A 13,593-nucleotide genomic window follows, 5' to 3' on the forward strand; every position below is an offset into this window, starting at 1 on the left:
TCGCGCTAAACTATGCCAATTGTTGAATGAGCGTGATAAGCTAAAAAAATTGTTATCTTTTGAGATCTTAGAGATAAGACCCCATACTTTGTACTATTAGGGAATGACTATCTCGTTATGGAGACAAGATGAAAAAAATCTTCCAATTTATTGGTCTGATATTTAAGGGAATATGGAAAGCCATTACCTTTGTCAGACTTGCTCTGGCAAATTTGATCTTCCTAGTGATGATTGCCGTCTTTTACTTTGCTTTTACATACACTGGTGAAGGTCAACCTACTGTTGAAAAAGAATCGGCTCTTGTGATGAACCTTTCTGGTCCTATCGTCGAGCAGCGCCGTTATGTTAATCCAATGGACTCCGTCGCAGGTTCAATCCTAGGTAACGAAATTCCGAAAGAAAACGTACTCTTCGATATCGTCGATACCATTCGTTACGCCAAAGACGATCCGAAAGTTTCTGGCTTAGTCCTAGCTTTACGCGATATGCCGGAAACCAACCTGACCAAGCTTCGCTACATCGCCAAAGCGTTGAACGAATTTAAAACGTCAGGCAAGCCTGTCTATGCCGTCGGGGACTTCTACAACCAGAGCCAATACTACCTGGCAAGTTATGCAGATAAAGTGTTCCTAGCACCTGATGGTGGCGTGTTGATCAAGGGTTACAGCTCTTACTCAATGTACTACAAAACCTTGTTAGAGAAGCTGGACGTATCAACACACGTATTCCGTGTTGGTACCTACAAATCCGCAATTGAGCCCTTCATCCGTGACGATATGTCTGATGCAGCGAAAGAATCAGCAACACGCTGGATAACCCAACTTTGGAGTGCCTTTGTCGATGACGTTGCGACTAACCGTAACATTGATGCAAAAGTACTAAACCCAACAATGGATGAGCTCCTTGCTGAAATGAAATCCGTTGATGGTGATCTTGCACAACTTGCTGTGAAAATGGGTCTAGTAGATGAACTTGCAACGCGTCAAGACGTTCGAAAGTTATTCGCAAAAGAATTTGGTAGTGATGGCAAGGACAGTTACAACGCAATTGGTTACTACGATTACCTAGCGACCATGCGCCCTAACTTAATGCCGTCTGAAAATGACATTGCTGTTGTCGTCGCGAGCGGTGCGATTATGGATGGTCAGCAACCACGTGGCACTGTTGGTGGCGATACGGTTGCAAGCCTACTACGCCAAGCTCGTAATGACGACAAGGTAAAAGCAGTCGTACTTCGAGTGGACAGCCCTGGCGGTAGTGCATTTGCTTCAGAAGTGATCCGTAATGAAGTGGAAGCGCTTAAAGAAGCAGGTAAACCTGTGGTCGTATCTATGTCTAGCCTTGCAGCTTCAGGTGGTTACTGGATCTCAATGAGCGCAGACAAGATCGTTGCTCAACCAACAACGCTGACAGGCTCAATTGGTATCTTCAGTGTGATCACTACATTTGAAAAAGGCTTCACTAAACTTGGTATCAGCACCGATGGCGTAGGCACTTCACCATTCTCAGGTGACGGTATCACAACGGGATTGTCTGAAGGTGCGTCTCAAGCATTCCAGCTTGGCATTGAGCACGGTTACAAGCGCTTTATTTCACTGGTGGGGTCCAACCGTGATATGTCTGTGGAAGACGTCGACAAAGTGGCGCAAGGTCGAGTTTGGACAGGTCAAGACGCAATGTCATTCGGCTTGGTGGACCAAATGGGTGACTTCGATGATGCGGTAGAACTGGCTGCGAAATTAGCAGAAGTCGACAACTACGATATCTACTGGGTCGAAGAGCCACTATCGCCAACAGAACAACTGATCCAAGAGTTTATGAATCAGGTCAAAGTATCTCTCGGTATCGACGCGACTGCGTTTTTACCAAAGAGCCTTCAACCTGTCGCTCAACAATTTGAGCAAGACGCAAGCATGCTACAAAGCTTTAACGATCCAAAAGGTCAATATGCGTTCTGTTTGAACTGCCAAGTGCAATAGCTTTCCTAGCTTAGCCAAAAAGGGGCGTCTCTGTGCGAGATGCCCCTTTTTATTAGGTTTCATTTCGCTATAATCCCCGCCACTGTTCCCCTACATGAAGTAAAGTAGAACGATGACTAGAAAACATATCTACATCGCTTACACCGGTGGCACCATCGGTATGCAAAAATCGGATCACGGCTACGTGCCTGTGGCTGGCTTTATGGAAAAGCAACTAGCCAGTATGCCCGAGTTCCACCGTCCAGAAATGCCGGAATACACTATCCACGAGTACGAACCACTGATCGACTCTTCAGATATGACGCCTGCTGACTGGCAGCAAATCGCAGACGACATCCGTGACAACTACGAAAAATATGATGGTTTTGTGATTTTGCATGGTACTGACACCATGGCATACACCGCTTCAGCCTTGTCTTTCATGTTGGAAAATTTAGGTAAGCCCGTTATCGTGACAGGCTCACAGATTCCGTTGGCTGAGCTACGCTCAGACGGACAAGCAAACCTCCTTAATGCCCTGCACATTGCGGCCAACTACCCAATCAACGAAGTAACACTGTTCTTCAACAACCAGTTGATGCGTGGTAACCGTAGTACCAAATCTCACGCAGATGGATTCAATGCCTTTACTTCACCTAACCTGCCACCGCTTTTGGAAGCAGGGATCAATATCCAAATCAGTAACAATGTTACGGTTGGTGCAAAACCAGAAGGTGAGTTCAAAGTACACAACATCACGCCACAGCCAATTGGTGTGATCACCATGTACCCTGGCATTTCACACGAAGTAATCCGCAACACGCTACGCCAACCAGTTAACGCTATGATCCTGTTGACGTTCGGTGTAGGTAACGCACCACAAAACCCTGAGCTACTTGGCCATTTAAAAGAAGCCTCAGAACGTGGAGTGATCGTCGTAAACCTGACTCAATGTTTGGCAGGTAAAGTGAACATGGGCGGCTATGCGACAGGTTGTGCCCTGGCAGATTCTGGCGTGATCAGCGGCTTTGATATGACACCAGAAGCGGCACTTGCGAAACTTCACTATCTTCTAAGCCAAAACTTGTCGTATGAAGAGATCAAACTGAAGATGCAAGAAGTGCTTCGAGGTGAAATGAGTCTATAACACGTTAATGACTCCACCGAACACGAAAAAGCCCAATCGAAATGATTGGGCTTTTTACATCTAAAAGGTGAATCAGTTGAGGTTTGGATTAACTCGAACGATGTCACTCTCTTCTTGTTTAAACTGTTTTTTCAATTCTTGCTTGGACTTAAAGCTGATTTCACCACCAGCGGCAACCGTCATATGTTGAGCTTCAGTATTATGTTTTGATTGATACAACATCACAGCTTGCATACATGAGTCTCGCTGCTCTTGAGAAAGTGGTGTACCCTCGGGCCATCTACCTGTTTCTACTGCGTAAACCAATCGATCATAGACTTCTGGAGTTATCGCATCTAATAATTGTTCTGCGTCCATAATGTACCTTCTTATTACATTCTATTTACAGAACATAACGGTATAGAAAACAGAGTCAAGAACCTGAAAATGAATTGGTGTAACGGATCACAAGCAAAACCATGAAACGAACATACTGGTTACTAGCAAGCCTTTTCAGCCTAACATTAACTGGCTGCTTTGAAGGCAATGTCACAACGGAAGAATTGTGTCAAAACAACCCCAAACTTCGCTGCGAGAAGTTAAATATGGACGATGGTCAATGTCGAATTCCGCGTACGAATCTTGTCTGGCATCGTTTTGAATTGCTCAAGAGCCCGACCGAAGCCAATCAAGTGATCGAATATGGCTTGGTGGCAGAGTACCGCAAGTGTCTAGAACTCGCTTCGCAAATCACGCCTATCGATCAAAGTGCGTTAAAGCGTAAACGCTTTGATGCCTTGGTGCACAGCATTGATGAACTAGATCGCATTGTGAATGAGCTCAAAGGTACAAAAGACCCTGCCACTCTCTATTTTTTATGGTCGCAAACAGGTGACACACAAGCTCGCCGACAGTTTTTACAAATGGAAGGTTCGCCAGAACTGAATACAGCAGAAATGCAATACGCCTTGGCAACGTTCTATACCAACCGCGATCAGCAAAAAACATTAACATTACTTCATAATTCACTATCGATGTCGAATGAGGACAACTTAAACCCTGAGATTTTAAAATCCTTAGCAAGCATCAACCAAGGTCAGGGAAACAAAGCACAAGCGTACTTGTGGGCAATGGTGGCTAAACGCTTCGATGTTCCCCTTGCAGATGAGCAGCAGTTAAAACGCATGTTCAACTTTGCACAGCCAGAGAAATATGAACAATTAGACGATCTTGCTAAATCAATATCTAAGGCAATAGAGAAAGGAAATTATTCACCAAGGATGATTCCAAGCGATTTATAAAATAAAAAAACTCCCATCCATATAGGGAGTTTTTTATTTGTAGAGTAATCGTTTGTCTTATATTAATTGAAAGGATGAAACATTCTTTCAGTCCAAAATGGCGTTATTGGTCGGATTTGTTGAAAATTAACGACACTGAGTTTACACAATAGCGTTCGCCTGTTGTTTGCGGTCCATCTTCAAAAACGTGACCTAAATGGCTGTCACAAGCCGCACATCGGATCTCTGTACGAACCATTCCGTGACTTAGATCTTTTAGATAGCGCACCGCGGTATCATTAATTGGTGCATCAAAACTTGGCCATCCACACCCTGAATCGTACTTGTTATCGGAGATAAATAGAGGGGCATCACAACATGTGCAGGTATACACACCTGTGTCTTTATTGTGAAGCAGTTTACCGCTGAACGGAGCCTCTGTACCATGCTCACGACACACGCGAAACTCTTCCTCTGAAAGCTGCTCACGCCATTGTTCATCGGACTTCGTTACTTTTCTTCCGCTTTGTTCTACCAATTTCTGTTCCTTATTTCTTATTTTTGGCAATGACTTTTTTAGCAAAAAACTTGCTTCTCGTAACAGTTGTAGCACATACTTTCTCACCAGGACACCATGTGTAATTAATTTGATACGAGTTCTTATCTCGAAAGTTATATTACGCCAACTGGAATGTAGAATAACCAGTTAAAAGTTTAAAAAACGAGCATTTGCGAAGAATTGTTAAAAAAAGCGTCGCTTTTTTTTGACTTTAAACAAGTTAAGTCCGATTATCTGTTGCAGATGTTTACTGGATTTTGTAATTTTACTACCAGTTATCTTTAATCAGAAATTAAGTTGTGGAGCAACTATAATGACTATCAAAGTAGGTATTAACGGTTTTGGCCGTATCGGTCGTTTCGTATTCCGTGCAGCGCAAGAGCGCAACGACATCGAAGTTGTAGGTATTAACGACCTTATCGACGTAGATTACATGGCATACATGCTTAAGTACGACTCAACTCACGGCCGTTTCAACGGTACTGTTGAAGTTGAAGGCGGTAACCTAATCGTTAACGGTAAAACTGTACGTGTAACTGCAGAGCGCAACCCAGAAGACCTAAAATGGGACGCAATCGGTGTTGACGTAGTAGCTGAAGCAACTGGTCTTTTCCTAACTGACGAGACTGCACGTAAGCACATCACTGCTGGCGCGAAGAAAGTTGTTCTAACTGGTCCTTCAAAAGACGCTACTCCAATGTTCGTAATGGGCGTTAACCACGCTACTTACGCTGGTCAAGACATCGTTTCTAACGCTTCTTGTACTACTAACTGTCTAGCGCCTATCGCTAAAGTTCTTAACGACAAGTTCGGTATCGAATCTGGTCTTATGACTACAGTTCACGCTACTACAGCAACTCAAAAAACTGTAGACGGTCCTTCTGCTAAAGACTGGCGCGGTGGTCGTGGTGCTTCTCAAAACATCATCCCATCATCAACTGGTGCTGCTAAAGCTGTAGGCGTTGTTCTTCCAGAACTAAACGGCAAACTAACTGGTATGGCTTTCCGCGTACCAACAGCTAACGTTTCTGTAGTTGACCTAACAGTTAACCTAAAAGAAGGCGCATCTTACGAAGCTATCTGTGCAGCAATGAAAGAAGCTTCTGAAGGCGAACTAGCTGGCGTACTAGGCTACACTGAAGACCAAGTTGTTTCTCAAGACTTCATCGGTGAAGTTCAAACTTCAGTATTCGATGCTAAAGCTGGTATCGCTCTAACTGATAACTTCGTTAAAGTTGTATCTTGGTACGACAACGAAATCGGTTACTCAAACAAAGTTCTAGACCTAATCGCTCACATCTCTAAGTAATTAGATAGTTAGCAATTAGCGAATAACTTCGTTAAAGAAAAGGCGGCTCTAGAGTCGCCTTTTTTGTATCTGGAATTTGAGAGAATATAAAATCGATATAACATCTGTTCTGCAAGTATCGACAACGCTCTCCCCCAGCTATAGGAAATAACACATGGATTTAAAAACTCTCCCAGCACTCACTGTGTTATCTGACAACGTCACTATCGTTGAAGTTGATCAGGTTAAAGTCGTCCGCGTTATTCATGAGAAAGCAACGGCAGGCATCGCGCTACATGGCGGTCACGTTGTGTCATTTATACCTGCGGGTAAAGAAGACCTCATCTGGATGAGTGAGAAAGCAATTTTTGATGGTAAAGCAGCACTTCGCGGTGGTATTCCTGTCTGTTGGCCTTGGTTTGGTCGCATTGCGGCACCGGCTCATGGCTTTGCTCGCACGGCGGAATGGGAACTAGTTGAACACCGCGAAAATGATAATGGCGTGATCGTTGAACTCGCTCTATTCCCAACTGAAGAAACTCACGACATCTGGCCACACATGTTTGATGCTCGCTTGATGGTTGAAATCAGCGACCAATTGAAAGTGACATTAAAAGTCACCAACATCGATGATGCAGAGTGGACATTCTCTGGTGCACTGCATACCTACTTAAACGTTGGTGATATCAAGCAAGCACAAACAACAGGCATGGGACCTGAATACATCGACAGCTTAAAAGAAGCTGAAATCTGCCAAGGCGGTGATGTCCTTCAACTGACTGATACGATTGACCGTGTTTACACTCAACCAGAAGCACAAATCTTGGTGAAAGACGCGGTACTGAATCGCACACTAAGTGTAGAAAACCAAGGTCATAACTCTGCGGTATTGTGGAACCCTTGGGCTACAGGCGCACAAGGCATGGGTGATATGGCAGACAATGGTTACGAGACCATGCTGTGTGTTGAGTCCACGGTACATGCACCAAGTATCAAGCAAGGCAAAACCTTGCAGCCAGGCGAGACTCACGAGCTTATTACTGTGATTTCTGCCCATTAACACTACTCAAAGGTCGGTTCAACCGACCTTTTTGCCACCAGCAGGTACAAGGTTTGGGTAGCCAGTGCCATACTTTAAAGTACAAGCATCGGAGCAAAAACACATTCGTCTAAAAAAGGCACATATGATGAAACACACTGTTTTCCTGATACCACTGTCCGCTACTCTTTTATTTGGATGTATACCCAAGTAACCTTCGAAAGGTTCTACGAGACCAACAAACCGTTTAAGAAAATTGAAGGGCTAACCTTCGACAATCAGAACCAAGCTTCAAAGTTGAATGCTTTCATACGTCCCGTCGAGTCAGACAACCAGTGGAAATCAGTCCAAGTCATCGACTATTACCGATAAACTCATCTGTGTTATTGCGTGCCATAACGAATAATCGATTCTCGATAAAGCGAAAGTAGTGCCTCATTCTTCACTCCTACCCCGACATTTTGCGCAGAGAATACGCTCCATTCATCATTCATATATTTGCGCTGATCGGCTTTCTGGATCGTCATACCTTCTGCCGGTCCATCAGTAACCACTCTTACAGCCCCACAACGCAGATTGAAGAGTGTTGGGTCAATCACATAGGCAATAGCGGAAGGATCGTGAACATGACATCCATCCATCCCTACCTTTTCCGAATAAAACTTCAGGTAATAACGGCTCACATCCCAAATAAACTGCCCCACTTCCCCTGCGTCATCTCGAAGTTGATCAAGGTATTGACCAGTAAAGAAGCTCTCCTCTGTGACATCTAATCCAATAATCACCACCGGCCATGATGCAGTAAATACCTTGTCTGCGGCATGAGGATCATCATGAATATTTGCTTCTGCGAATGGCGTGACATTACCTCTATGGTCGTTCTCACCAAAAGCGCCACCCATCACAACCACTTCCTTAACTAAGTGAACAATTTCAGGGTCCGCTTCCAGTGCCAGAGCAAGGTTAGTAAGTGGGCCAACAGCCACTAAGGTAATCTCTCCCGGTTGCTCACGAACGCTATCGATAATGTACTGATAAGCGGGCTTATCAATAGCAGTTACATTCAGTGAGCTTGGTGCCTTCACATCGCCAAAGCCTTCTTCGCCATGCACGACAACCGTCGCTCCGACAGGTGCTTTTATTAAAGGTTTATCCGCCCCCTTGGCAACGATAGCATTCATACCAAACTTCTGTTTTAGGTACAGCGCGTTGTGAGTCGCATTGTCTATGGTCGCATTACCATAAACGGTAGTGATACCCATAAGCTCGACATCCGGATGAGCTTCTGCAAAAAGAATAGCCATCGCATCATCGATACCTGGGTCTGTGTCTAGAATGATTTTCTTTGTCATATGAGCATCTATTTCACGCAAGAAAACACTAACAATACCTATAAAAAACAAGGATAAACGTGACAAAAATCTAAGGTATGAGTTTTGTCATCTTACATCTCTAGGCGACAACTCGATCTAGCGAAAGGAAATTGGTCATCATTGCTCCAACTTAAAATCAAAGTTTCGAGCTTTTTTTGAAAGAAAATTGCTTAATTAACGGTCAGTTAGTGCCTAAGCTATTGGTTGCGGTGGTTTTTTGACAACTAACTTAATAAAAATCAAAAAAACACGTCATATAAATCGATAGCATGCCGATACAAGATTTATAACATCGAAAAATATCAGGAATGACACTACATGCTAGACAATTATCGAAACCAAAGTGTCGGTTTTCAGCTAAAGCTGGTAATCACGCTGTGTCTACTCATCGCATTTTCAAGCATTGCTGCGCTTGTTTATCAAAACGCTTCTAACGTACTTTTAGAAAACACCCTCAAAGAACACCAATCTAAAGTTGAATCGATGGCAAAAACCATTGCCGGTCAATTCAACGCTTATTTACACACGGCAGAAGTTCTGGAATCAACTTTCCGTAATGGGTATCTAGCTGGTGTATATGTAGAGAATTACACTGTCGACTTTCAAGGTCACCAGGTTCCAAACATTACCCAATACAGCGAAAGCCTGATTGGTGATACCAAATTGGTGGATACCTTTACGCGTGATACTGGCGCTATCGCAACGCTATTTGCCCCACTAGGAAATGATTTCATTCGTGTTGCAACATCATTAAAAGATCCTCAAGGTAAGCGAGCTCTGGGAACGACACTTGGTCAAAATCACCCGGGCTATCAGAAACTTATGAGTGGTCAGCCTTACTACGCACAAATCAAACTTTATGGTGAGCGCTACATCACCTACTACGCCCCTTTAAAAGATGCAAATGGTAGGGTCCAAGGAATTTCTTTTATCGGTCTCCCTGTTGAGCGCGCGACACAAGATCTCTTCAACTCATTAAAGACTGTAAAATGGGGAGATACGGGTTACACCATTATCTTGGATAATGAGAAAAGTAACCAAGGTCACTACCTTCTTCATCCAACACGAACAGAAAGTGAGCCACCGATTCAAGAAGTTGCTGACTACAACGGTAACAAGCCTTTCCACCAATTATTCGAACAAGACAGTGGTCTGATTCGATACCCATTTGAATATCAAGGAACGGTAGGTGAGAAATACCTTGTTTACACTCAAGTGCCTGGTTGGAATTGGAAGCTGTTGGGTGGCACATTTATCCACGAAGTGACCAAAGGCAGCCAAACGTTGCTTAAACTGATCGCGACTATCTCTGTCATTGTTGCTGCGGCGACATTTTTGGTGCTGACATTGGTTCTAAACCGCATGCTAAACCCACTCACTGTACTGAACGGTTATATGAACCGCTTAGCGAAAGGTGAAGTAAGTATTGATATTCCTGCATCAGGAAAAGCGTCTAAAAATGAAATCATTAACCTGAACAACGGCGTCGCTAACATGGCGGGGCAATTGAACGAGTTAGTTGGTCAAATTCGAACAACAAGCGACCAAGTTGAGAGCAACTCAACAAGTGTTGTGGATGATGCGAACCGCAACTTGATGCAATCCGATCTTCAGCAAGAACAGGTTGAACAAGTTGTGACTGCGATTGAGGAGATGGCATCATCCGCTCAATCTGTCGCACAACAGGTTGAACAAATTGCAGAAAACGTCCGCTCTGCAAACACAGATAGCCAATCTGGTTTGGGCGTAGTTGAAGGGGTTTGCATTGATGTGGCACAGCTCAACGATCAGCTAGACCAATCTGCGGCAGCGATTGAGCAAGTAAACCGTGATAGTGAAAGCATCCAAACTGTCACGAAAATGATTGATGAAATTGCTGAGCAAACTAACCTACTCGCTCTTAATGCTGCAATTGAAGCAGCGCGAGCTGGTGAGCAGGGTCGTGGCTTTGCGGTCGTAGCAGATGAAGTTCGTACACTGGCTCATCGCACTCAAACCTCGGTGAAAGACGTTGTGGAAATCATTGAGAAACTTAAAGGCTCAACAAGCAATGCCGTAAGCATGATGACGGAAAGTCAGCAAAACGCGAATAAGGTACTTGATAAGGCACAAGAAGCAGGCACTGCGCTTGAAGCCATTGCGGGTCAAGTTCAATCCATCGCCTCTCAAGCAGACGCAATTGCGGCAACGTCTGAAGAACAAGCACAAGTTTCTCAAGAAATCGCGGCAAATGCTCACTCTATCAGTGAGTTGAACCGTGAAAGCCGTGACACGAGTGCAAAAACATCACACAGTGCGACCGAGCTGCAACAGCAAGCACAAAACTTGAAACACCAAGTGGACTTCTTCCACTAAGCCATCAAGTAAAACCATCAAAGAGCCGATATTTTCGGCTCTTTTTTGTTTCGCTTACCCACCCCCTTTTTGATAGAATCTGCCGCCCTACTTCTTGTCCAGAGATCGTCATGAACTATCAATGTCCTCTATGTCATCAACCTCTTGAGCTCACCGCAAAGACGTTTAAATGTGAAAACAATCATCAATTCGACCTAGCGAAAGAAGGCTACGTAAACTTGATGCCAGCACACCACAAACGCTCAAAAGATCCAGGTGACAACAAAGAGATGATGCAGGCGCGTCGTCGCTTTCTTGAGGGAAATCATTACGACCCAATGCGCCAAGAAGTCGCTCGTCTTTGTGCAACCTATACTCAAGGTACAAGTCATCAGTTATTGGATATTGGCTGTGGTGAAGGTTACTACACAGACCAAGTTCAGCGCTCATTACATGCACAAGATGAAAACGCCAATGTCTATGGGTTAGATATCTCAAAAGTCGCTATTCGTTATGCGTCTAAACGCTACCCACATTGCGATTTCAGTGTTGCATCAAGCCATCGGCTACCATATGCAGATCGGTCTCTGGATGCTATTTTGCGCATCTATGCACCATGCAAAGCAGAAGAATTGCAGCGTGTTATCAAAGACAATGGTGTGGTGATCACTGTGACGCCAGCGGGTCGCCACTTGTATCAGTTCCGCGAGCGCATTTATCAAGAAGTTCGCTTGCACAATGAAGAGCCAGAGCACATCGAAGGTTTCGAATTAGAGCACCAACAGAAGCTGAACTACACCATGGACTTAAAAGATGGCGTCGCATTCGATTTACTGCAAATGACACCATTTGCATGGAAAGCCAGCGATGAACTTCGTGACGAGCTAAAGTCATCTACACTTTTCCAATGTGAGGCTGACTTTATGTTGCGTGTCTACCGTAAGAAAACGACTCAAGCAGGTACCGAAGAATAAATGTAACGCTAATTATTCTCATTACCATTGATTCATTTATCAGCCTCCATTAATATCGTTCGGACATTTTTGGAGGCTTTTTAATGCGCTTTTCTACACTAAGTCTGATTTTTGCAGGCTTGCTAACTGGCTGTGCTTCAAACGCACCCACCGCTCCTGACGCGATAACTGGTGACGTAATCAGTTTCTATGACTACCAGCTACATGACCCTGCTGGTAAAGCCATCTCAATCAACCAATTACCCTCTGAATTACAACAAGCAGACGTTATTTTAATTGGTGAATGGCACACTCACGCAGGTATCCATCGTTTTCAAACAGATATGCTCAAACAGCTGTCAAAGACAGACCGTCCTATAGCACTTTCAATGGAACAAGTTACTCGCGACAAACAAGCTATCTTAGACGCTTACCTTGATGGAGAGATTGGCGAGCAGTACTTCATGAAGCAGAGCAACGCATGGCCGAACTACGAAAGCGATTACCGTCCTTTGGTGGAATTTGCTAAGCAAGCCGATATTCCTGTGATCGCAGCAAACGCACCGAAGAACATCGTTCGCTGTATCGGTCGTCAGGGTGCAGATTACATAAATAAGCTCGACAGTGACGAGCGCAGCTTCATCGCTGATGAAGTAAATACGGCAAACAGCCCATACAAAGAAAAGTTCATGGCATCTATGCACCATGGCAAGCCAGAGCAAACAGAGAAACAATACGCCGCTCAGGTTACTTGGGATGAAACGATGGCGGACTCGATCGTCAAATACCTTGCAAAACACCCTGACAATCAAGTCGTGCATGTAGCCGGTAAGTTCCACACAGAAGATGGTTTGGGCACCGCTGCTTCCATTTTACGCCGTAACCCAGACCTAAAAGTCGTTGTTATTACCCCAACAGCAGAGGTTACTTCGGAAAGTTCGGATTACCAACTAGAAGTACTTTCTCCACCAGTGCGTTATGTACAAGATGCCAACCGAATGGCAGCGTACAAGCACCTAGCAACACGCAACAGTGATCTTCAATGTAAGTAATCAGAAGCATCTTACAACCGATATAGAGAAATAGGTCTGCTTTTTGCAAGCAACTTGGTTTGTATACCTAAGAAGCGGCAAAAACAGACCTATTTTTTTCTGATTGATTCAAGATATATCTATTGCCGTCGATATAAAGATAACTGCTTTTTACCTGCACTCAATCAGAGAGTGTCGTTGTTCGAAGGGGTAACAGATGAATCCAGTAGGAAGCAATTCAGTCAATACATACGCTGCTCAACAAAATAAAGTTGAACAAGCGAAAGCCAGCGAAAAAATCACCGATGGCGCACCATTAAAGATTGAGCAAAATAAAGTGTCACTCTCTAGTGAAGGGAAAGCACTACTCGCTGCGCTTCAGCAAATCGATCATGAAAGCAAGAAGGCGGAACTCGAAAACCAAACCGTTGGCGACAAAGTCGAATCTTTTGCTCATGGAGCGCTGGGTATGGACCATCCTCACACTATCGAAGAAGAGGAAGATGGCTCTTACTCAGCAGGTCAATATCTTTCAGCAGCCCTCACGGTTGGTGGTATCATCTTAGCTCTTGTTTAGGCTTTAACCGTTTAGCATCAGGTTAAACAAGAGTTTCTTTCGTTACGATAAGTAACCTCATTTGAACGCTTTTTT

The 13,593-nt window shown here is 44.2% G+C and carries 12 protein-coding genes; 9 read left to right on the forward strand and 3 right to left on the reverse strand.

All coding sequences use genetic code 11. The features are described 5' to 3' along the window. Window positions 1-128 precede the first annotated feature (128 nt). Together sppA and ansA are read left to right on the forward strand one after the other, a co-directional pair. Complete coding sequence (sppA, locus tag OH463_RS20440) at window positions 129-1,979, forward strand: signal peptide peptidase SppA (RefSeq protein ID WP_005444641.1); 1,851 nt, start codon at window positions 129-131, stop codon at window positions 1,977-1,979. 112 nt (window positions 1,980-2,091) lie between these two features. Further along, window positions 2,092-3,105 (forward strand): asparaginase, encoded by a 1,014-nt coding sequence (gene ansA / locus OH463_RS20445; RefSeq protein WP_005444639.1) that lies wholly within the window; start codon window positions 2,092-2,094, stop codon window positions 3,103-3,105. Window positions 3,106-3,177: 72 nt separating this feature from the next. On the opposite strand, the gene OH463_RS20450 is transcribed toward ansA, so the two are convergent. Continuing rightward, entirely contained in the window at window positions 3,178-3,462 is a 285-nt protein-coding gene (locus tag OH463_RS20450; RefSeq protein WP_005444637.1) for a YeaC family protein, read from the reverse strand. A gap of 101 nt (window positions 3,463-3,563) precedes the next feature. Here OH463_RS20450 and OH463_RS20455 point away from each other — a divergent pair, with 101 nt between their 5' ends. After that, entirely contained in the window at window positions 3,564-4,385 is an 822-nt protein-coding gene (locus tag OH463_RS20455; RefSeq protein ID WP_005444635.1) for a DUF2989 domain-containing protein, read from the forward strand. A gap of 103 nt (window positions 4,386-4,488) precedes the next feature. Here the strand turns inward: OH463_RS20455 and msrB are convergent, their stop codons facing one another. After that, on the reverse strand, window positions 4,489-4,902 hold the full coding sequence (gene msrB, locus OH463_RS20460) for a peptide-methionine (R)-S-oxide reductase MsrB (RefSeq protein ID WP_005452043.1): 414 nt from the start codon (window positions 4,900-4,902) through the stop codon (window positions 4,489-4,491). 334 nt (window positions 4,903-5,236) lie between these two features. Between msrB and gap the strand changes: the two genes are divergently transcribed. Then, window positions 5,237-6,232, forward strand: coding sequence for a type I glyceraldehyde-3-phosphate dehydrogenase (gap, locus tag OH463_RS20465; RefSeq protein ID WP_005452046.1), 996 nt, complete (start codon window positions 5,237-5,239; stop codon window positions 6,230-6,232). 154 nt (window positions 6,233-6,386) lie between these two features. Further along, complete coding sequence (locus OH463_RS20470; RefSeq protein ID WP_269992438.1) at window positions 6,387-7,271, forward strand: D-hexose-6-phosphate mutarotase; 885 nt, start codon at window positions 6,387-6,389, stop codon at window positions 7,269-7,271. Window positions 7,272-7,633: 362 nt separating this feature from the next. Here OH463_RS20470 and OH463_RS20475 read toward each other — a convergent pair whose 3' ends face one another. Continuing rightward, window positions 7,634-8,602, reverse strand: a complete 969-nt coding sequence (locus tag OH463_RS20475; protein WP_269992441.1) for a nucleoside hydrolase — start codon at window positions 8,600-8,602, stop codon at window positions 7,634-7,636. A 339-nt stretch (window positions 8,603-8,941) separates the two neighbouring features. Here OH463_RS20475 and OH463_RS20480 point away from each other — a divergent pair, with 339 nt between their 5' ends. From OH463_RS20480 to OH463_RS20495, 4 genes are all read left to right on the forward strand, one after another. After that, on the forward strand, window positions 8,942-10,978 hold the full coding sequence (locus OH463_RS20480; RefSeq protein ID WP_239211727.1) for a methyl-accepting chemotaxis protein: 2,037 nt from the start codon (window positions 8,942-8,944) through the stop codon (window positions 10,976-10,978). A 110-nt stretch (window positions 10,979-11,088) separates the two neighbouring features. Then, the gene (gene rlmA, locus OH463_RS20485; RefSeq protein WP_005452052.1) at window positions 11,089-11,931 is read left to right on the forward strand and encodes a 23S rRNA (guanine(745)-N(1))-methyltransferase; all 843 of its coding nucleotides are present in this window, start codon (window positions 11,089-11,091) and stop codon (window positions 11,929-11,931) included. A gap of 83 nt (window positions 11,932-12,014) precedes the next feature. Then, window positions 12,015-12,962, forward strand: coding sequence for a ChaN family lipoprotein (locus OH463_RS20490; protein ID WP_269992444.1), 948 nt, complete (start codon window positions 12,015-12,017; stop codon window positions 12,960-12,962). A 196-nt stretch (window positions 12,963-13,158) separates the two neighbouring features. Beyond that, window positions 13,159-13,518: a hypothetical protein gene (locus OH463_RS20495; protein WP_005452054.1), complete on the forward strand. Its 360-nt coding sequence runs from the start codon at window positions 13,159-13,161 to the stop codon at window positions 13,516-13,518. Window positions 13,519-13,593 lie beyond the last annotated feature (75 nt).

It is taken from the genome of Vibrio sp. NFR (assembly GCF_027587095.1).
Taxonomy (GTDB): domain Bacteria; phylum Pseudomonadota; class Gammaproteobacteria; order Enterobacterales; family Vibrionaceae; genus Vibrio; species Vibrio harveyi.